The organism is Candidatus Pelagibacter sp. uisw_098 (assembly GCF_059512505.1).
Map to the genome: position 1 here is coordinate 26,508 of NZ_CM183454.1, position 21,763 is coordinate 48,270.

Sequence of the window (21,763 nt, forward strand, 5' to 3'; positions counted from 1 at the left end):
TGATTTTTGTAGTGATGATTTTAGTAGCCAATCTAACATTTTTATTTATCCTTTTTGGTGGACCGCCCAGAACTCGAATCTGGAATCTCCCGGTTCGTAGCCGAGCGCCTTATCCAATTTGGCCAGCGGTCCTTAATTAAATAATTTATCCAACATATCAAAGTTTTTTGTTCAATAAAAATACATGCCTGCATCAAAATACTAATTAATATGTTAAAATAACATGATATATAGTTTTTTTTAGGTGTATAAAGCGATTTAAAACAATGAGTGAAAAATTACTTGTCCCAGACATTGGTGAATTTGAAAAAGTTGAGGTTATTGAACTTTTAGTAAAAGTTGGAGATAAAATAAACTTAAATGATCCTATTGTTACTATTGAAAGTGATAAATCTAGTGTTGAAATTCCATCAACAGTCACTGGTAAGGTAGAATCTGTAAATATTAAAGTGGGTGATAAAGTTTCTAAAGGGGATTTATTGTTAAGTATTGAGTCTTCAAAAGAAAGCCCTTCAGAGAAGCCAATTCCTAAAGATACAGAAAGTATTATTAAACAAGCAGAATCAGTTTTAAAAAATGAAAAAAAAGAAGAAACTATTCAACAAAGTCCAGACATAGAAAAAAAGCAAACAACAATTCAGGTTACAAATGACAATGATATTGATCCATTAGAAACTCAAGATTGGTTAGAGTCTTTATCTGCAGTTATTGAAAAAGATGGAAATCAAAGAGCTCATTTTTTGATAAAAGAATTAATTAACAAAGCATATCGAGAGGGTGCAAATATTCCTTATACGCAACACACTCCTTACATAAATACAATCCCACCAGAGGCAGAAGTTAAGTCTAATGGTGATCAGAATATTGAAAGAAGAATTAGATCTTTAATTAGATGGAATGCAGCAGCCATGGTTGTTAGAGCAAATAAAAAATTTCCTGAATTAGGTGGCCATATAGGTACTTTTGCATCAGCAGCAACACTTTATGATGTAGGAATGAATCATTTTTGGAGAGCTAAGAATAATAAATTTGGTGGTGATTTAGTTTATTTTCAAGGTCATAGTGCACCAGGCGTCTATGCTAGAGCATTTTTAGAAGGTAGATTAAATGAAAAACAACTAGATAGTTTTAGACAAGAGGTAAAACCAGGTGGACTTTCTTCATATCCACATCCTTGGTTGATGCCAAAGTTTTGGCAGTTTCCAACTGTATCAATGGGACTAGGGCCTATGCTTGCAATTTATCAGGCGAGATATATGAAATATTTAATTAACAGAGGATTAATTAAAGATGAAGGTAGAAAAGTTTGGGCATTTCTTGGTGATGGAGAAATGGATGAACCCGAATCTTTAGGTGCAATAGGATTAGCAGCTAGGGAAAAACTGGATAACTTAATATTTGTTGTAAACTGCAATCTTCAAAGATTAGATGGACCTGTCAGAGGTAATGGAAAAATTATTCAAGAGCTAGAAGGAAGTTTTAGAGGAGCTGGTTGGAATGTAATTAAAGTAATTTGGGGTTCTTACTGGGACTCATTGATTGCTAATGATAAAACAGGTCACTTGGTTAAAACTATGAATGAAACTGTTGATGGTGAATACCAAGCAATGAAAGCTAGAAATGGAGCTTATGTTAGAGAAAAATTTTTTGGGAGGTACCCAGAGACTCAAGAGCTAGTTTCTAGTTTATCAGATAAAGATATTTGGAGATTAAATAGAGGTGGTCATGATCCTCATAAAGTTTATGCAGCATACGACCAGGCATCAAAAAACCAAGGTAGCCCAACGGTTATAATCGCTAAAACCATTAAGGGTTATGGTATGGGAAAAACAGGTGAAAGTGTTAACACTACTCATCAAACTAAAAAATTAGATGTAGATGATTTGCTATATTATAGAGATCGTTTTGATGTCCCATTAACAGATGAACAAGTAAAAAATGTTGAGTATTTCAAGCCTGATGAAAAATCATTAGAGATTAAGTATATTAAAGAAAAGAGAATGAGACTTGGTGGTTTCTTACCTGAAAGAACAACATATTCAAAACCTATTAAAGCACCAGCAAAAGATATTTTTGATTTTATGAAAGTATCAACGGGTGAAAAAGAAATGTCTACAACCATGGCATTAGTCAGAATGTTTACAAATTTATTAAGAGACAAAAATATTTCACCCAGATTAGTTCCAATTATTCCTGATGAAGCAAGAACTTTTGGTATGGAAGGATTTTTTCAAAAAATAGGAATATATGCACACGAAGGTCAAAAGTATGAACCAGAAGATTCTGCTCAGTTATCTTCTTACAGAGAAGAGAAAACTGGACAGGTTCTAGAAGAAGGAATTAATGAAGCTGGAGCAATGTCGTCATGGATTGCTGCTGCGACTTCCTACACTAATCATGATATTGAAATGATACCAATTTATATTTTTTATTCTATGTTTGGTTTTCAAAGAATAGGTGACCTTGCATGGGCAGGTGGAGATAGTCAGGCTAGAGGATTTTTAATTGGAGCAACAGCTGGAAGAACTACTTTAGCTGGTGAAGGACTACAACACCAGGATGGACACAGTCACTTGATAGCCTCAACAATACCAAACTGTGTGACATACGACCCAACTTTTCATTATGAGCTAGCTGTTATTTTTAGAGAAGGTTTGAGAAGAATGCATGAAAAAAATGAGAATGTTTTTTATTATATCACAACCATGAATGAAAATTATTCACATCCAAGCATACCAAAAGATAAGAATTGTGAGGAAGGAATTCTTAAAGGAATGTATAAAATTAAAGAGTTCAACAAATATAAAAAAACTAAGATTCAACTTTTAGGATCAGGCACAATATTGAGAGAAATGATGGCTGCAGCAGAAATCCTTCAAAATGAATATCAGATAGATAGTGAAATCTGGAGTGTCACTAGTTTTAACGAGTTGAGAAAAGATGGTATGGAAGTTGAGAGGTATAATCTTTTAAATCCTGATAAAGAACAAAAGGTTTCATTTGTAGAGCAGTGTTTAGGAAAAACCGAAGGCCCAATCTTGGCAGCTTCAGATTATATGAGAATGAATTCTGATCAAATCAGACCTTATACTAATAAAAGTTTTTATTCTTTAGGTACAGATGGTTATGGAAGAAGTGACACTAGAAAAAATCTTAGAAATTTTTTTGAAGTTGATAAAGAACATATTGTTGCTTATGGACTTAGCGTACTAGCAAAAGAGCAACTAATAGCCTCAAAATATGCTAAAGAAGCCATAAATAAGTATAATATTGATGGCAGCAAACCAATGCCAACAAAACTATAAGATGTCAGATAAAGAGATTAAAGTACCAAATATTGGCGAATTTAAAGACGTTGAGGTAATCGAAGTATTAGTTTCAAATGGTCAGTCAGTATCTAAAAATGATCCACTTATTACAATTGAGAGTGATAAATCTAGTGTTGAAATACCAGCTTCTTTTGACGGAAAGGTTAAGTCTATTAAAATTAAAGTAGGAGATAGGATTTCAGAAGGTGATTTAATATTAACTGTAGAGCAATCTAGAGAAGAAGAAAAGAGTATAGAGCAAAAAACTATTAAAGAAGCAGAATCAATTACAAATCAAAATCAAGAAGAAAAAATTAAAAAAGATATACAAACACAAAATTTAATAAAAAAAGACAATTCAGAAGCTTCATCTGCAAGCCCAAAAGTACGTAAATTTGCCCGAGAGCTTGGGATTAATATTAATGAGATAGTTGGCAGTGAAAGACAAGGAAGAATTGTAGAAGATGATGTAAAAAATTTTGTATCCTCTAAAATTAATAAAACTTCAGATAAGACTGAAGCTCAACCTAAAAAAATTGTTAGTGAATTTTCCCATTCTGATTTTGGAGAAATTGAAGTTAAAGATATGCCTAGGGTTAAAAAATTAGCCTCTACGTATTTAGTTAATTCTTGGACTACAATACCTCATGTAACAAATCATGATGAAGCAGATATAACTGAAATGGAGGATTTTAGAACCTCACTTACTGATATGTACACAGGTGAAAGAAAAAAAATTACTCCCTTAGCTTTTATTGTTAAAGCTTTAGTTGCATCTTTAAAAAAGTTTCCTAGTTTCAACTCATCAATAGATGATATTGAAAATGGAAAAATAACAATGAAAAATTATTTTCATGTCGGAATTGCAGTCGACACACCACATGGTTTGATGGTGCCAAAAATTAGAAATGCTGACAATAAAAGTATTTTATATATTAGCAATGAATTGAAAACAATAAGCGACGAATGTAGAAATTTAAAAATAGATAAGAAGGAATTCTTTGGAGGATCTATGACCATTACAAGTCTTGGAGGAATTGGAGGTTCATTTTTTACACCAATAATAAATTATCCTGAAGTCGCTATACTAGGAGTGGGTAAAGCACAAAAAAAACAAATTTTTATCAATGGAAAATTTGAAACAAGAACAATGTTACCGCTTTCATTATCATATGATCATAGAATAATTGATGGAGCTGAAGCAGCTAGATTTAATAATGATCTAAAAGAAAATTTAGGCAAAAATTTTGCTTATAAATTAGCTGTATAAATTTTAATGTCAAAAACCTCATCATTATTTTGTGCATTACTTTGTACATTCATATGGGGAACAACTTTTATTGCTCAAGATACTGGAATGGACGACATTGGTCCTTTCACTTTTAATGCGGTTAGGTTTTTTGTAGGCTTTTTAGTAGTAGCACCTTTAGCTTTTATTTTTGAAAGAAAAAATATCTCAAAATCAGTCCAAAGAAATCAAAAAGAATTTACCAACTTAGCTCTTTTAATAGGCCTATCTTTATTCTTGGGATCGGCACTTCAACAAGTGGCTTTACTCTATACAGATGTTGCCAATGCAGCATTCTTTACTATTTTTTATGTACCAATGGTCCCGTTTATAATTTTTTTTATGTATAAAAAACCAATTCACTGGAGCATTTGGCCTTCTGTTCTTCTTTGTGTGATGGGAGGTTATTTGCTAACTAATTTTTACAGTGCAACGGTTAGAACTGGTGATGCGCTTATAATAATGGGTGCATTTTTCTGGAGCACACACATTATCTTTACTGGTAAAATTATAGAAAACTACAATCTTCCATTAACAATTGGTGCAATTCAAACTTTAATTGTCGCCTCTTTATCATTAATTATAGGGTTAATTTTTGAAGACTTTATTTGGTCTAATATTCTTAAAGAAAAATTTCAAATCTTATACGCTGGAGTTTTATCTGGAGGCCTTGCATTTGTTTTGCAAATATATGCGCAAAAAAATATATCCCCTGCTCCATCAGCAATAATTTTTTCTTTAGAAGGTGTTTTTGCTACAATTGCTGCCTGGATTTTATTAGATCAAATTTTAGATATAAATAATTTGTTTGGATGTTTGTTTATTTTATTTGGTGTTTTGTTTTCACAATTAGCACCAATATTAAAAAAAAATTAATTATATATAATTATAAATAAAACTATTGAAATAATAATTCTGTAAATTACAAAAATATTTAAAGAAAATTTGTTTATATAGTCTAAGAAAAACTTAACTGTAAAATAAGAAAATAAAAAAGAAAGAGCAATTGATATTAGTATAAGGTAGTTAAATTCTAAGCTTTGACCAATAGCATTTTTTAATTGTAGTACACTTGCACCAGCTATTGCAGGTATAGCTAGTAAAAAAGAAATTTTACTTGCATCAAATCTATTAAATCTAAAAAGCCTTGCAGCTGTTATTGTAATTCCCGCTCTACTCACACCTGGTATTAAAGCAAGTATTTGGAACAAACCAATATATAATATTGTTTTAAAATTTAGGTTGGATGATATCTTTTTATCAAATTTACTTTTATCTGCTAGATATAAAATAATTCCAAAAATTAATGTAGTCCAAGCAATTATCTTTAAATTATTTTCTAATAGATTGATTAGACCTGTGGAGCTGATTATGTACCCTACAATTACAATTGGTATAGAGCCAATTATTAATAAAAATAATAATTTTTGATTATTTTTAAGGTCTAGTAATTCCCTTCTAAAATAAAAGATTATTGCAAGTAAAGAGCCAAGATGGAGACTAACATCAATCATTAGCGAGTTAGAATTAAACTTAAAAATTATCTCAACAATGTTTAAATGAGCTGATGAGCTGATCGGTAAAAATTCTGATATACCCTGAACTATTGATAGGATAATAATTTCAATAACATTTGTGAGCATTTAATGCTTCGTAACTTAAATAACCTTAAATTTAAACAATTCCATTTTAGCATATTAGCTATGCATAAATTGAAAAAGACTTATTTAAACGAATATTTATATATTTAAGGTCATAATTATTGACCTTATTTATCTTTTATTAAAAAAAATGATGATATATTCTTGTTTATATATAAATAATTATGTCAGATAAAATGCTTAAATTTGTTAACATAGGTCAACAAACTCCACCTAAAAGAGAAGTTGATACTAGAAAAGATGATTTTAATGAAATTTATAAGGAATTTATTAACAATAAAGCTAGTGAACAATCTAGTAGATGTTCCCAGTGTGGAGTTCCTTTCTGCCAAGTACACTGTCCATTAAGCAATAATATTCCAGATTGGTTAAAATTAACTGCAGAAGGAAGATTGAAAGAAGCATATGAATTATCTCAAAGCACAAACAACATGCCAGAAGTATGTGGGAGAATATGCCCCCAAGATCGATTGTGTGAAGGAAATTGTGTAATTGAAAAGTCTGGACATGGAACAGTTACCATAGGTTCTGTTGAAAAATATATTACTGACAATGCATGGGAGCAAGGATGGGTAAATCCAATAAAAGTTAAGAATGAAAAAAATCAAAGTATTGGAATTATTGGAGCAGGTCCAGCTGGATTAGCTGCTGCAGAACAACTCCGAAAGTTAGGTTATCAAATTATAGTATATGACCGATATGATAGAGCTGGTGGTTTAATGATTTATGGAATTCCAAATTTTAAGCTAGAAAAATTTGTTGTAGAAAGAAGAACTAAACTATTAGAAGAGGGTGGAATAAAATTTGTTCAAAACTTTGAGGTAGGAAAAGATGCTACTTTAGAACAGTTAAGAAAAAAACATGATGCTTTATTAATTGCAACAGGTGTTTATAAAGCTCGAGAAATAGACCTACCAGGAAAAGATTTAGGAAACATTTTCCCAGCAATGGAATTTTTGACAGCTTCAAATAAAAAAGGATTAGGAGACAAGGTAGAATTATTTGACAATGGAACCTTGAATACCGAAGGTAAAGATATCGTTGTAATTGGAGGAGGTGATACTGCAATGGACTGTGTTAGAACTTCAATTAGACAAAAAGCAAAATCAGTCAAATGCTTGTACAGAAGAGACAAAGAAAATATGCCTGGATCTGCTAGAGAAGTAGCTAATGCAGAAGAAGAAGGTGTAGAGTTTGTGTGGCTATCCAGTCCTAAAGAATTTATTGGAACAAATAAAGTTGAAGGCTTGATAGTAGACAGAATTAAACTTGGTGAGCCAGATGACAGTGGTAGACAAAAACCAGAAATCCAAAATAATTCTCACTTTGATATTAGAGCAGACATAGTAATTAAAGCTCTAGGATTTGACCCAGAAAATTTACCAAAACTATTTGGCTCTGAAGATTTACAAGTTACAAAATGGGGAACATTAAAAACAGATTTTGATACAATGGAAACAAATTTACCAGGTGTCTTTGCAGCAGGTGATATTATTAGGGGAGCATCTTTAGTTGTTTGGGCCATCAAGGATGGAAGAGATGCAGCAATATCAATAAAAAGTTTTTTAGAAAGTAAAGAACTCAAGAAAGCAAAGGTTGCCTAGTGAAAAATTATAAAAAAAATCTTAAAATTCTTCAAGAGGGCCATGTTTATTCAAAAGAAATGGAACACGATGCTTGTGGTGTGGGTCTGATTGTTTCTACAGAGGGCAAAAAATCAAGAAAAGTAGTTGAATATGGAATTAATGCCTTAAAAGCAGTTTGGCATAGAGGAGCAGTTGATGCGGATGGAAAAACAGGCGATGGGGCTGGAATCCATTTAGAGATTCCTTCAGATTTTTTTGCTGAAAAGATAGAAATTACAGGCCATGACCATGATGGTTCAGAGATTTGTGTAGGGATGATTTTTTTACCAAGAAATAATTATGAAGCACAGGAGAAGGCAAGAACTTTAGTTGAAAGCGAACTAACAAAAAGTAATTTTAGCATTTATGGATGGAGACAGGTTCCTGTGAATCCAAAAGTTTTAGGTGAAAAAGCAAACCTTACAAGACCAGAAATTACTCAAGTATTATTTAAGCACAATGATAAAAATTTAACCGAAAAAGAATTAGAACGAAAGATTTATGAATCTAGAAGAAAAATTGAAAAAGAAGCCATTAAAGATGTTATAGACAGTTTTTATATTTGCTCATTAAGCTCTAAGTCAATTATCTATAAAGGAATGTTTTTAGCAGAGTCTATTGCGGACTTTTATTTAGATCTAAAAGATGAAAGATTTATATCTCGATTTGCAATATTTCATCAAAGGTTTTCAACAAACACAGCACCAAGTTGGGATCTTGCACAGCCTTTTAGAGCGCTAGCTCATAATGGAGAGATAAATACATTTAAGGGAAATGTAAACTGGATGAAAGTTCATGAACAAGAAATGGATAGCCCTTTATTTGATGATATGGAAAATTTAAAGCCAGTTATACCATCAGGATCATCGGACTCCGCTGCATTAGATAGTGTTTTTGAACTTTTAAATATTTCTGGTCAATCAGCGCCACTTGCAAAATTAATGTTAATTCCAGATGCATGGTCTAAAAAAAATCAAACATTATCAAAAGATCACCAGCAATTATTTAATTTTTTAAATAGTACAATGGAGCCATGGGATGGACCAGCTGCTATTGCTGCTACCGACAATGAATGGGTTATTGTAGCAGCTGATCGAAATGGGCTTCGTCCAATGAGATATACCATTTCAAAAGATAAAATATTGTGCGCAGGTTCTGAGACAGGAATGGTTGAAATTGATGAAAAACAAATTATTAAAAAAGGAAGATTGGGGCCTGGGGAAATTCTTGGTGTTAGAATAGCAAAAGGTAAGGTCTTTTCCAATATTGAGATAAAGGATTATCTAGCAAAAGAGTTCAAGCATTTTAATAATCAAATAATAGATTTAGAAAAAAAATTTCCAATAAAAAATGAAAAATTCACTTTTTCAGGTGAAGAATTAAAAAAAAGACAGCATGCTTTTGGTTATAGTTTGGAGGATTTAGAGCTTATCCTTCATCCAATGGCAGAAGACGCAAAAGAAGCCATTGGCTCGATGGGTGATGACACACCCCTTGCGGTATTATCTGACCGTTATAGGCCACTTTATCACTTTTTTAGACAAAATTTTAGTCAGGTTACAAATCCACCAATTGATTCTTTAAGAGAAAACAAGGTTATGAGTTTAAAAACTCGCTTTGGCAATCTTGGAAATATTCTAGATTTTAGTAATTTAACAGAAGAAAATATATATGTTTTAGATACTCCTATCTTATCTAACTCTCAGTTAGATAAATTTATTAATTTTTTTGGTCAAAAATCAATAACAATTGACTGTACTTTTGACAAAGGTGAAAACCTTGAAACTGCTATTGAGAAAATTAAAAAAGATTCTGAAATCGCAGTTAGGCAGGGTCTCACTCAGCTAGTTTTAAGTGATAAAAACCTTTCTGAAGAAAGGTTGCCAGTGCCAATGTTATTATGTGTTGGTGCAATAAACACTCATCTTATAAAAAAAAAATTAAGAGGCTTTGCTTCAATTAACGCTCAAACTGGAGAAGCACTAGATACACATTCGTTTGCAACGCTTATAGGCGTTGGTGCAACTACAGTTAATCCTTATTTAGCATTAGACAGCTTATATCAAAGGTTTGAAAAAAAATTATTTGGAAATTTTGGATACGACGAATGTATAGAGAGATATGTACAGTCAGTAAATTATGGTCTTTTAAAAATAATGTCAAAAATGGGAATTTCAGTCATAAGTTCTTATAGAGGTGGTTGTAATTTTGAAACTGTTGGTTTGAGTAGAACTGTAGCATCAGAATATTTTCCTGGAATTTTATCAAAAATTTCAGGCATAGGGTTAAACGGAATAGAAAAAAAATTAAGAACTATTCATAAGGAAGCATTTGAAGATACAGACACAGTTTTGCCAATTGGAGGAATTTATAGATACAGAAAGAATGGTGAAGTTCATCAATATCAAGGTAAGCTCATTCATCTTTTACAGAGTGCAGTTTCATCAAATTCTTTTGAGGCTTATAAAAAATATGCAGAAGGTATTTACAACCTTCCACCTATACATCTTAGAGATCTGATTGGATTTAGAGATAGAAATTTAAACCCGTCTTTAGATATTTCAGAAGTAGAACCAGTTGAAAATATTTTAACAAGATTTGGAAGTGGAAGTATGTCTCACGGTGCACTGTCGAAAGAAGCGCACGAAACTTTGGCCATAGGGATGAATAGAATTAAAGGAGCCTCTTGTAGCGGTGAAGGTGGTGAGGATGAAAAGAGATTTAATAAGATGAAAAATGGGGATAGTGCCAATTCTAGAGTTAAGCAAATAGCCTCAGCAAGATTTGGAGTAACACTCAAATATCTCAATAACTGTAACGAAATAGAGATTAAAATTGCACAAGGAGCTAAACCTGGTGAAGGTGGCCAGCTACCAGGATTTAAAGTTACAGAAGAAATTGCTAAATTAAGACATTCAACTCCGGGTGTAACCCTAATATCACCACCACCTCACCATGATATTTATTCTATCGAGGATTTAGCACAATTAATTTACGATCTTAAGCAAGCAAATCCAAAAGCAAGGGTTGGCGTAAAATTAGTAGCATCATCTGGCATAGGAACAATTGCAGCTGGAGTGGCTAAAGCTAAAGCAGATATAATTTTGATTTCTGGGCATAATGGAGGAACTGGAGCTACACCACAAACAAGTGTTAAATATGTGGGGATACCTTGGGAGATGGGATTGACTGAAGCCAATCAAGTTTTAACTTTAAATAATTTGAGACATAAAGTTACACTAAGAACTGATGGAGGAATTAAAACAGGAAGAGACGTTGTTATTGCAGCCATGATGGGTGCCGAGGAATATGGAGTAGCGACTACCGCATTAGTAGCAATGGGATGTATAATGGTTAGGCAGTGTCATTCAAACACTTGTCCAGTTGGAGTTTGTACTCAAGATGAGAAATTAAGAGAAAAATTTTCTGGTACGCCAGAAAAAGTAGTTAATTTATTTAAATTTATTGCTGAAGAAGTAAGGGAAATTTTAGCACAGATAGGTTTTAAATCTCTCAATGAGATAATTGGTAGAACTGATCTGTTAAGACAGGTAAGTAAAGCGTCATCAAACTTAGATGATTTAGATTTAAACCCCTTATTTGTTCAGGCAGATTCTGGGGAGAACACAAGGTATTGTACTGTTCCAGAAATAAATTCAGTCCCTAATACATTAGACCAAGAAATCTTACCTGAAATTAAAGATCAAATAGGAAAAGTAAAAATTATTGAAAAAGAATATATTATTAAAAATACCCACAGAACTGTTGGTACAAGGATTTCCAATCATCTTTATGAAAAATATGGATCTGAAAAACTAGAGGATGATTTTTTATCTTTAAAATTTAAAGGTTCAGCTGGACAGTCTTTTGGAGCGTTTGGAATAAAAGGGTTAAAGCTTATTTTAAAAGGTGATGCTAATGATTATGTCGGCAAAGGATTGTCAGGTGCAATAGTGGTAGTTAAGCTACCAGATGAAAGCAATTTAGTTTCACATGAAAATACAATAATTGGAAATACAGTTTTATATGGAGCAACATCTGGAAAACTTTTTGCAGCAGGTCAGGCTGGAGAAAGATATGCCGTAAGAAATTCAGGATCAATTTCGGTTATTGAAGGTTGTGACTCAAATGCTTGTGAATACATGACTGGTGGCATAGTTGTAGTTTTAGGTGATGTAGGAGACAATTTTGGAGCTGGAATGACAGGTGGAATGGCATTTATTTATGATAAAAACAAAAAATTTGACAAAAAAGTAAACCCAGAGACCGTAGTATGGCAAACACCAGAAACAGATTATTGGATAAGTTATTTAAAAAATCTAATTCGAGAGCACTACGAGGAGACAAATTCGGACTTTTCTAAAAAAATAATAGAAAATTTTGATAAAGAACTTTCTAATTTTATCCAAGTTTGCCCAAAAGAAATGATTGATAAGCTAAAAAACCCTATAAGTTTAAAATCTATCATAAAAGAAGTCAGTTAAAATGAAGAAAATAAATATTTTTTGTTTTGGTTTTGGCCAAGTAGCAAAAAATTTTATAAAGAAACTTAGTATTGAAAAATATAATATTAATCTATCAACAACATCTAGAAGTGAGTCTTCAAAAGAAACTTTCAAGGGCATTAATTATAATAGCTATTTATTTAACAGTGAGAAATTTGATCAAAATCTAGTAGTAAGATTAAAAGACGCAGATCATATTTTAGTTTCGATACCACCAGAAAATCAAGAAGACATAGTTCTAAAAAATTTTTCTAAATTTATAGAAGGTTCAAAAGTAAAGTGGATAACTTATTTATCTGCTACCAGTGTGTATGGTGATCATAAGGGTGAGTGGGTTAATGAAAATAGCAAGATGAGTCCAATTTCAAATAATGGCATTGCAAGGTTAAAAGCAGAAACCTCTTGGGTTTCATTAGAAAAAAATAATAAATTACCAGTTCAGATATTTAGGTTGTCTGGGATTTATTCTGATGAAAAAAATATTTTAGTTCGCTTAAAATTAGGTGATGTAAAATTGATAAACAAAAAAGGTCATTACTTTTCAAGAATTCATGTAGATGACATTGCAAACATATTATTTAAATCATTATCAAAATTTAAGTCAGGAGAGGTATATAATCTATCTGATGATAAACCTTCTTCATCTGAAGAGGTAACTTTATTTGGGGCAAAAATATTAAATATTAAAGATATTAAAAAAATTGAAGTTGATGAAATTAAAAATGACATGTTAAGAAATTTTTATAATGAGTCTAAAAAAGTTAGCAATAAAAAAGTAAAAAATTATTTTAACTACAATTTAAAATTTCCAAGCTATATCGAAGGATTAAACTATATTAGAAACAATTTTATTTAGCTCTAGGACTATTCTTTTTAAGCCTTGTTTATTTGATAAGCTATGATCACCATTTTTTATTATTACTAATTTCTTGTTTGCTTTACTGAATACTTTTAATACCTTTTTAGAGTAATTCGTTGGTACGGCTTCATCTTTGCTCCCATGAATCATGGTAATATTGATATTTGATAAAATTTTTTTATGTAATATTTTATTTTTTCTTCCATCCTTTATTAACTGATAGGTAATTGGATATTCGTAATTGCCGTGTTTTAAATTATAAATTCCTTTTTTAATGGTTTCATTTTTCATTTTTTGTGTAAATTTTTTCCACATTAAATTTTGCAAAAATTCTGGAGCTGAACCAATGCCTAAAAACCCTTTAATTTGGTCTTTAAAATACTTAAATTGATTAAGGGATAGCCATGCCCCCATACTCGAACCCACCAGTATAAATTTATTTTTTTTAACTATTTTTTTAATTGTTATTTCTACTTCTTTAGACCATTTACTAATATTTCCTTTTGTAAATTTACCCGTAGATTTTCCGTGACCAGAATATTCAAGAGCAAGAAAGCCAAGTTTATTTTCTTTTGCATACTTAAAAATAGCCTTAGGTTTTTTGCCTTCGATATTTGACATAAAACCATGTAAAAATACGATGTAGATTTTCTCTTGATAATTGATATCTAAATATCTTATTTGCTTATTTTTTGATATTTTAAGGTATTTAAATTTATTCATATAAGTTTATTAGAGTTAATTCTTAATATATAGTTGTATCAAATGACCTCAAAATTAAAAGTTTTGCAAGTAATTCCAAAGCTCGGATATGGTGGTGCAGAAACAGGTTGTTATGATCTTGCACACTATCTGCCTGAAAATAATTGCTCTTCTTATATTGTTACCAGTGGAGGGGAGTTATTAAAATTTATTGATCAAAAAAAAGTTAAATTAATTAAACTTCCAGTTCATAGCAAGAATCCAATTTTAATACTTTTTAATTCTATAGCGCTAATTTTTATTATCTTATTTCATAATATTTCTATCGTTCATGCAAGAAGCCGAGCTCCAGCCTGGTCATGTTTGATTGCAACAAAAATTACAAGAAGAAAATTTGTTACAACTTTCCATGGCACTTATAATTTTAAAACTTCAATTAAAAAACTCTACAACTCTGTAATGGTCAGATCTAATTTAGTAATTGCAGGGTCAAATTTTATTTTTTCACATATTAAAAAAAATTATTCAAAATATTTAGATTTAAAAAAAAAGTTTTTAGTAATTTTTAGAGGTATTAATGTTGATTATTTTGACCCATCAACAACATTAGAGGCCGAAGAAAACAATTTACTTTCAAGTTGGGGTGTGACTAGAGATAAAAAGTTAATTTTAATGCCTGGTCGATTAACTGCATGGAAAGGCCAGGAGCTATTTATTGAAGCATTAAATCTTGTTAATAAAGAATTAGGACATCAGTCTTTTTATGCTGTTATTTTGGGTGGTGATCAAGGTAGGGATATTTATACAAAAAAAATAAAAAGATTAGCTGAGCAATATAGACTGATACCTCAGTTAAAATTTGTAGAACATTGTAAAAATATGCCTTTAGCTTATAAGATTTCCAGTTTAGTTGTTTCGGCTTCAATAGAACCAGAAGCATTTGGGAGAGTTTCAATCGAGGCTCAATCAATGGAAAAACCAATAATTGCAAGTGATATTGGAGGATCTAATGAAACAATAACAAATAATGTGTCTGGTTTTTTATTTGAGTCGAATAATCCTGAGTCTTTAAGTAAAAAAATAATAGAAGTTTTAAATTTAGATGAATCTAGATTGAAATTAATAGGCATTGAAGGTAGAAAAAATATAATTAAAAAGTTTAATGTTGAAAAAATGTGTTTTTCTACATATTCAGAGTACAAAAAATTATTAAATTAAATGCCATTAATTACATTACCAGACGGAAACAGTATTAAATTTCCAAATGAAGTAACAGGGTTGGAGGTTGCAGAAAAGATTAGTAAATCTTTGTCAAAGCAAGCTACAGTTATCAGTGTTGATGATGAGCTCAAAGACTTAAGTTATGTCATAGACAAAGATTGTTCTATTAAAATTTTTACTTCTAAAGATAAAGAAGGCCTAGAGACTATTCGTCATGACACAGCACACATAACAGCAATGGCGGTACAAGAACTTTTTCCAGGGACCCAAGTAACTATTGGTCCAGTTATAGAAAATGGATTTTATTATGATTTTTCAAGAAAAGAACCCTTTACTGAAGAAGACTTAAGTAAAATTGAAACTAAAATGAAAGAAATCGTTGATAGAGACATCCCAACTACAAGAGAAGTTTGGAGCAGAGATAAAGCAATATCACATTTTAAAGAGAAGGGAGAAATATATAAAGCTGAAATTATTGAAAGTATTCCCCAAAAAGAAGATGTTTCCATATATTTTCATGGAGACTGGCATGATTTATGTAGAGGACCACACCTATCTTCAACAGGAAAAATTGGTAAATATTTTAAATTAACAAAGGTATCGGGAGCTTATTGGAGAGGTGACTCTAATAATGAAATGTTGCAGAGAATCTACGGAACAAGTTGGGCTTCACAAAAAGATTTAGATGAATATTTAAAAAGAATAGAAGAAGCTGAAAAAAGAGATCATAGAAAACTTGGAAAGGAAATGGATTTATTTCATTTTAGAGAAGAAAGTCCAGGATCAGTTTTTTGGCATGAAAAGGGCTGGAGATTATTTCAAAAGCTAGTTGCCTATATGAGAGATAGGCAAAACAAAGCAGGCTACAAAGAGGTAAATACTCCTGAAATTTTAGATAGAGCATTATGGGAAAAGTCGGGTCATTGGGAAAAATATGGTGAGCACATGTATACCTCTCAAACACCTGATGAAAAAATATTTGCAATTAAACCAATGAATTGCCCAGGGCATGTTCAAGTATTTAACCAAGGTTTAAAAAGCTATAGAGATCTTCCACTAAGAATTTCAGAATTTGGAAAAGTGCATAGATATGAACCTTCAGGAGCACTTCATGGATTGCTAAGAGTTAGGGCTTTTACACAAGATGATGCTCATATTTTTTGTACAGAGGATCAAATTACAGAAGAGTGTTTAATTGTTACAAATTTAATCTTAGATATTTATAAAGATCTTGGTTTTGAAAATGTAATATTGAAATATTCAGATAGACCAGATTTAAGAGTAGGTGATGATGCTATTTGGGATAAAGCAGAAAAAGCTTTATTGGATGCTGTTAAAGCCTCAAAACTCGAGTACACAATTAATAAAGGTGAGGGAGCCTTTTATGGACCAAAAATTGAATTTGTTTTAAGAGATGCTATTGGTAGAGATTGGCAGTGTGGAACTTTACAGGTAGATTTAAATTTACCAGGAAGATTAGATGCATCCTTTGTTGATAGCGATGGAACTAAAAAAGTTCCAGTAATGCTTCATAGAGCATTGTTTGGTTCACTAGAAAGATTTATAGGAATACTTATAGAAAATTATGCAGGAAAATTTCCATTGTGGATTGCCCCCTTACAAGCAGTTGTAATACCTATCTCAGAAGAGTTTGATGCATATGCAAAAGAAGTTAATAAAAAAATTAATGATACTGGCTTGAGTTGTGAAGTAGATTTAAAAAATCATAATTTGAATTACAAAATTAGAGAACATTCTTTATCTAAAATACCACTATTGTTGATTTGTGGTAAAAAAGAAGTTGACAGTAACTCAGTAACGATTAGAAGATTAGATACTAATAAACAAGAAAATATGGAATTAAATTTATTCTTAAAAAAATTCTCAGCTTTAAACAAAGCACCCTCAAACTAAGTGGCAGATTTTAAACAAAATTACTTTCAAAGAAGAACTAAAGACAGGGGGCCTAAGTCTAATAATAGGATCACCGCACCAGAAGTTCAAGTTATTGGAAGTGACGGTGATAATATAGGAATATTAAATACTAACGAAGCCATATCAATGGCCAAGGAGCAAGGTTTAGATTTAATTGAGATAGCTCCAAATGCAAAACCACCTGTATGTAAAATTATTGATATGGGTAAATTTAAGTATGATGCTCAAAAAAAAGCAAATGTTGCAAAAAAGAAACAAAAAATAGTCTTATTAAAAGAAATAAAAATGAGACCAGTTACAGAAACTCACGATTATGATTTTAAAGTTAAAAATGCCAAAAAATTTATTGGAAAAGGTGATAAGGTAAAATTTACTATAAGGTTTAAAGGTAGGGAATTACAACATTCTCACTTAGGTAGAGAATTAATGGATAAAATAAAAGCTGATATGCAAGATATTGGCAAAGTAGAACTACACCCAAAGTTCGATGGGAAGCAAATGATCATGGTTATTCAGCCTTTATAAGCCTTAATAGAGGTTGTAAATCCATTCCAATATTTGTATAAGTCCGCAGAATTATGCCAAAATTAAAAACTAAAAGTTCAGCAAAAAAAAGATTTAAGATCTCAGCCACAGGGAAAGTTATGATGGCTCAAGCTGGAAAGAGACATGGCATGATAAAAAGAACAAATTCACAAATTAGAAAATTAAGAGGCACGACTGCTATGTCAAAACAAGATGGCAAAATAGTTAAATCATACATGCCCTACAGTTTAAGAGGATAAAATGGCTAGAGTAAAAAGAGGCGTAACAAGTCACGCTAAACATAAAAAAGTTTTAAAAGCTGTCAAAGGTCAGTGGGGCAGAAGAAAAAATACTATAAGAGTTGCAAAGCAAGCGATGGAAAAAGCTATGCAATATGCTTACAGAGACCGCAGAACTAAAAAAAGAGAATTCAAATCTTTATGGATACAAAGAATTAACGCAGGTGTTAGATCTGAAGGATTAACTTATTCTAAATTTATTAATGGTTTAACTAAGTGTGGAATTAAGTTAGATAGAAAAATACTAGCTGAAATAGCTTACGATAGCCCAGAAGCCTTTAAAACGATCGTTCAAAAAGCTCAATCGGCACTAAATTAATCTTCACTATTGTTTTTCTTCGGTGAAGAAATAATCTCTTAGTATGTCTGATATTAAAAAAATAAAAGATGAATTTCTTTTAAAGTTAAAAGATAATTTAGACTTAAATCAAGTTAATCAAATTAAAACAGATCTATTTGGTAAAAATGGATTGATTAGTTCTCAATTTAAACAGCTTGGAAAAGTGGCAGAAGAAGAGAGAAAGAAATTTGCATCAGACTTAAATTCAGTAAAAGATGAGCTTCAAAATTTAATCACTATGAAGATTGATAATATTGAAATTAAAGAAATTAATCAAAAATTAGAAAAAGAAAAAATAGATATAACTTTACCAGAGAGGCCTTTTGTTCAAGGAAAGATTCATCCTGTGTCTCAAGTTATAGATGAGATTTCTTCAATTTTTTCAGAAGTCGGGTTTAGTGTTAAAGAAGGTCCTGATATTGAAAATGAATATAATAATTTTACAGCATTAAATACACCTGACAATCATCCAGCAAGAGATATGCACGACACATTTTACCTTGATGAAAAAAAAGAGTTATTGTTAAGAACACACACTTCTCCAGTTCAAATTAGAACTATGCTTAATGATAAGCCACCTTTTAAAATAATCGCACCAGGTAGAACATATCGATCAGATAGCGATCAAACTCATACCCCTATGTTCCATCAAGTTGAAGGACTACACATTGATAAAGATATAAATATGGGTCATTTAAAAGGCTGTTTAAATTATTTTATTAAAGAATTTTTTGAGGTTGATAAGATTAAAATGAGATTTAGACCAAGTCATTTTCCATTTACCGAACCATCAGCCGAAGTTGATATTGGTTATGAAATTAAAGACGGAAAAATAATAATTGGTGAAGGAGACAAGTGGCTTGAAGTTTTAGGTTGTGGAATGGTTCATCCAAATGTTTTAAAAAATGTAAAGGTCAATCCAGATAAATTCCAAGGATACGCATTTGGTATAGGAATAGATAGATTGGCAATGCTTAAATATGGCATAAATGATTTAAGAGCATTTTTTGATTGTGATTATAGATGGTTAAATCACTTTGGTTTCGATCCAATAGATGTACCCACAAACTACAGGGGCTTAAGTAGATGAAGATTACAATAAATTGGCTAAAAGAACACTTGGATACTAAGCTTAATGAAAATCAAATTATTGATAAACTTACAGAAGTTGGACTGGAAGTAGAAGGTGTTGATAGTCAGTTAGGAGAGTTAGACAGTTTTATAATTGCTAAAATTTTAAAAGCAGAAAAACACCCTGATGCAGATAGACTTAGAGTTTGTGATGTAGATATTGGAACAGGTGATTCTGTTAAAGTTGTTTGTGGTGCACCAAATGCAAAAGAAGGTTTGTTGACAATTTATGCTCCTCCTGGAGCCATAGTACCAAAGAACCAAATGAAACTAGTGGTAAGTAAGATAAGAGGTGTCACTTCATATGGAATGCTTTGTTCAGAATCTGAACTCAACTTATCAAATGAAAGTGATGGTATTATAGAACTTTCCTCAAAAAAATATGATAAAAAAATAGGTGAAAAGTATTTTCCAAAAAAAAATTTAAATGTAATTGATATTTCTATTACACCAAATAGAGCAGATTGTTTGGGTGTAAGAGGGATAGCAAGAGATCTAGCGGCAGCTGGCGTAGGAACATTAAAAAATCGAAAAGAAAAAAAACTAGATAAAAAAAATAAACATACAGTTAGTATAAAAATTAAAAATGGAAAAAATAAGGCATGCGCATCATTCGGTAGTTGCTTAATTATAGGTGTAAAAAACATAGAAAGTCCAGAATGGCTGAAAGAAAAAATAATTTCTCTAGGTCAAAAGCCTATTTCTGCAATAGTTGATATTACAAATTATGTAATGTTTGATTTAAATAGACCGCTTCATGCATACGATGTTGATAAAATAGACAAAGGAATAATTGTAAGAAATTCTAAAGAAGGTGAAACATTTGAGGCATTAGATAATAAAGAGTATAAACTGGATGATGAGATGTGTGTCATATCAGATGCATCAGGTGTATTGGGTCTTGGTGGTATAATAGGGGGTATAAGAACTGGAACTGTGTTAGATACCAAAAATGTATTAATTGAATCTGCTTATTTTAGTCCACGATCGATCAGAAAATCTTCTAAAAAACTGAATATAGATACTGACGCAAAATTTAGATTTGAAAGAGGTATTGACCCATTATCAATTGAGCAGGGACTTGAAAGAGCTGCTAATTTAATACAAGAAATATGCGGTGGTGTAGTTAGTGAATTTGATATTCAAAAAATTGAGGATGTTAAAAAAAAATCATTAAGATTCAATCCTTCTTTATTTGAAAAAATCACTGGATTTAATGTTGATAAAAAAGAAATGATCACAATCTTAAATAATTTAGGATTTGAAGTAAAAGAAGATAAAGAGCTACTTGATGTCATTATACCATCTTGGAGACCTGATATTTTTCAAGAGGTTGATCTGGTAGAAGAGCTTGTAAGAATTAAAGGTTATGATCAAATTAAAATGATTGAACCTGAAAAAGTTAGAAAAAAACCAACATTAAACTTAAAACAAAAATTATTTCATTTTTTACAAAGATCTATTGCCTCCAAGGGTTATCTTGAGGCTATTACATGGTCTTTCACTGACAGTAAAGTTAACCAATTATTTATTGAAGATAATAAAGAAATTAAAATAATTAATCCTATAAGTTCTGATTTGAATGTGTTGCGAAGTTCAATTTTTTCTAATTTGATTATTCATTTAAATAAGAATTTAGGAAGAGGATTTAAAGATTTATCAGTATTTGAAATAGGTCCAACTTTTTCGGGATCTGAACCAGGAGAGCAACAGACTGTAGTTGGTGGATTAAGATCAGGAAAATTGGCTAGACAGAATTGGCTGGAAAAAGAAAGATTAGTTGATGTATTTGATATTAAAAGTGATGTTATCAAAAGTTTGGTTGAAGCAGGCTATAATAAAGACAAACTTTATATTGATGACAAAACGCCAAGCTATTATCACCCAGGAAAATCGGGAAGAATATTTTTAAATAAAGGTAAAGAAAAAGTAGTAGCTTTTTTTGGTGATATTCATCCAAGTATATTAAAAAAATTAGACATTAAAATTGAAGCATTAGTAGGATTTGAAATATTTTTAGATAATTTAAAACAACCGAAAAAATCATTAAAAGATCAAAAAACTCAATATAAATATTCAGATTTTCAAAAATCAGAAAGAGACTTTGCTTTTGTTTTAGATAAAGATTTTAAAGTTCAAGAATTAATTGAGATTATTTCTAATGTAGACAAAGAATTGGTAAGATCTGTCAAAGTATTTGATGTTTATGAAGGAACAAATATTCCTGAAGGTAAAAAATCAATTGCATTAAATGTAACTATTCAATCTTTAGAGAAAACATTAGCAGAAGATGATTTAAATAAAATTAATCAACTTATTATTTCAGCTGTCGAATCAAAAACTGGTGCAAAGATTAGATCATAG

At 31.0% G+C, this 21,763-nt stretch carries 15 protein-coding genes and 1 tRNA gene; 13 read left to right on the forward strand and 3 right to left on the reverse strand.

Going from position 1 to position 21,763, the window contains the following annotated elements; genetic code table 11:
• Nucleotides 1-55: 55 nt before the first annotated feature.
• Nucleotides 56-132: transfer RNA gene (locus AC5YF9_RS00130), tRNA-Arg, on the reverse strand.
• Nucleotides 133-266: 134 nt separating this feature from the next.
• Here AC5YF9_RS00130 and aceE point away from each other — a divergent pair.
• From aceE to AC5YF9_RS00145, 3 genes are read left to right on the forward strand one after another with little or no spacing between them, the layout of a single operon-like run.
• Nucleotides 267-3,305, forward strand: a complete 3,039-nt coding sequence (gene aceE / locus AC5YF9_RS00135; protein ID WP_415304064.1) for a pyruvate dehydrogenase (acetyl-transferring), homodimeric type — start codon at nucleotides 267-269, stop codon at nucleotides 3,303-3,305.
• A gap of 1 nt (nucleotide 3,306) precedes the next feature.
• The gene (locus AC5YF9_RS00140) at nucleotides 3,307-4,578 is read left to right on the forward strand and encodes a 2-oxo acid dehydrogenase subunit E2 (RefSeq protein ID WP_415304938.1); all 1,272 of its coding nucleotides are present in this window, start codon (nucleotides 3,307-3,309) and stop codon (nucleotides 4,576-4,578) included.
• A gap of 6 nt (nucleotides 4,579-4,584) precedes the next feature.
• Nucleotides 4,585-5,472, forward strand: a complete 888-nt coding sequence (locus AC5YF9_RS00145; protein ID WP_415286495.1) for a DMT family transporter — start codon at nucleotides 4,585-4,587, stop codon at nucleotides 5,470-5,472.
• On the opposite strand, the gene AC5YF9_RS00150 is transcribed toward AC5YF9_RS00145, so the two are convergent.
• Complete coding sequence (locus AC5YF9_RS00150; protein ID WP_415304065.1) at nucleotides 5,469-6,239, reverse strand: undecaprenyl-diphosphate phosphatase; 771 nt, start codon at nucleotides 6,237-6,239, stop codon at nucleotides 5,469-5,471. The two genes, AC5YF9_RS00145 and AC5YF9_RS00150, sit on opposite strands and share 4 nt — an antisense overlap.
• Nucleotides 6,240-6,421: 182 nt before the next feature.
• Between AC5YF9_RS00150 and AC5YF9_RS00155 the strand changes: the two genes are divergently transcribed.
• Genes AC5YF9_RS00155 through AC5YF9_RS00165 form a run of 3 tightly spaced genes read left to right on the forward strand, consistent with a single transcriptional unit; the run spans nucleotide 6,422 to nucleotide 13,243 of the window.
• The gene (locus tag AC5YF9_RS00155; RefSeq protein ID WP_415304066.1) at nucleotides 6,422-7,861 is read left to right on the forward strand and encodes an NAD(P)-dependent oxidoreductase; all 1,440 of its coding nucleotides are present in this window, start codon (nucleotides 6,422-6,424) and stop codon (nucleotides 7,859-7,861) included.
• Nucleotides 7,861-12,366, forward strand: coding sequence for a glutamate synthase large subunit (gltB, locus tag AC5YF9_RS00160; RefSeq protein ID WP_415304067.1), 4,506 nt, complete (start codon nucleotides 7,861-7,863; stop codon nucleotides 12,364-12,366). Before AC5YF9_RS00155 ends, gltB begins: the two co-directional genes overlap by 1 nt.
• 1 nt (nucleotide 12,367) lies before the next feature.
• Nucleotides 12,368-13,243 carry an NAD-dependent epimerase/dehydratase family protein gene (locus AC5YF9_RS00165; RefSeq protein ID WP_415304068.1) on the forward strand — a complete coding sequence of 292 codons (876 nt, stop codon included), beginning with the start codon at nucleotides 12,368-12,370 and terminating at the stop codon, nucleotides 13,241-13,243.
• Here the strand turns inward: AC5YF9_RS00165 and AC5YF9_RS00170 are convergent.
• A complete protein-coding gene (locus tag AC5YF9_RS00170) occupies nucleotides 13,214-13,969 on the reverse strand; it encodes an alpha/beta hydrolase (RefSeq protein ID WP_415304069.1) in 756 nt (251 codons plus the stop codon). The two genes, AC5YF9_RS00165 and AC5YF9_RS00170, sit on opposite strands and share 30 nt — an antisense overlap.
• 42 nt (nucleotides 13,970-14,011) lie before the next feature.
• On the opposite strand from AC5YF9_RS00170, the gene AC5YF9_RS00175 reads away from it, so the two are divergent.
• The 7 genes from AC5YF9_RS00175 to pheT are packed head-to-tail and all read left to right on the forward strand — an operon-like array spanning nucleotide 14,012 to nucleotide 21,763.
• The gene (locus AC5YF9_RS00175) at nucleotides 14,012-15,166 is read left to right on the forward strand and encodes a glycosyltransferase family 4 protein (protein WP_415304070.1); all 1,155 of its coding nucleotides are present in this window, start codon (nucleotides 14,012-14,014) and stop codon (nucleotides 15,164-15,166) included.
• Nucleotides 15,167-17,083 (forward strand): threonine--tRNA ligase, encoded by a 1,917-nt coding sequence (thrS, locus tag AC5YF9_RS00180; RefSeq protein WP_415304071.1) that lies wholly within the window; start codon nucleotides 15,167-15,169, stop codon nucleotides 17,081-17,083.
• Nucleotides 17,084-17,629, forward strand: a complete 546-nt coding sequence (gene infC, locus AC5YF9_RS00185; protein ID WP_415304072.1) for a translation initiation factor IF-3 — start codon at nucleotides 17,084-17,086, stop codon at nucleotides 17,627-17,629.
• Nucleotides 17,630-17,682: 53 nt separating this feature from the next.
• The gene (gene rpmI, locus AC5YF9_RS00190; RefSeq protein ID WP_006997462.1) at nucleotides 17,683-17,889 is read left to right on the forward strand and encodes a 50S ribosomal protein L35; all 207 of its coding nucleotides are present in this window, start codon (nucleotides 17,683-17,685) and stop codon (nucleotides 17,887-17,889) included.
• A 1-nt stretch (nucleotide 17,890) separates the two neighbouring features.
• Nucleotides 17,891-18,247 carry a 50S ribosomal protein L20 gene (rplT, locus tag AC5YF9_RS00195; protein WP_168606836.1) on the forward strand — a complete coding sequence of 119 codons (357 nt, stop codon included), beginning with the start codon at nucleotides 17,891-17,893 and terminating at the stop codon, nucleotides 18,245-18,247.
• Nucleotides 18,248-18,290: 43 nt separating this feature from the next.
• Nucleotides 18,291-19,358 (forward strand): phenylalanine--tRNA ligase subunit alpha, encoded by a 1,068-nt coding sequence (pheS, locus tag AC5YF9_RS00200; RefSeq protein WP_415304073.1) that lies wholly within the window; start codon nucleotides 18,291-18,293, stop codon nucleotides 19,356-19,358.
• Complete coding sequence (gene pheT, locus AC5YF9_RS00205; protein WP_496169899.1) at nucleotides 19,355-21,763, forward strand: phenylalanine--tRNA ligase subunit beta; 2,409 nt, start codon at nucleotides 19,355-19,357, stop codon at nucleotides 21,761-21,763. The genes pheS and pheT overlap by 4 nt, the downstream gene beginning before the upstream one ends.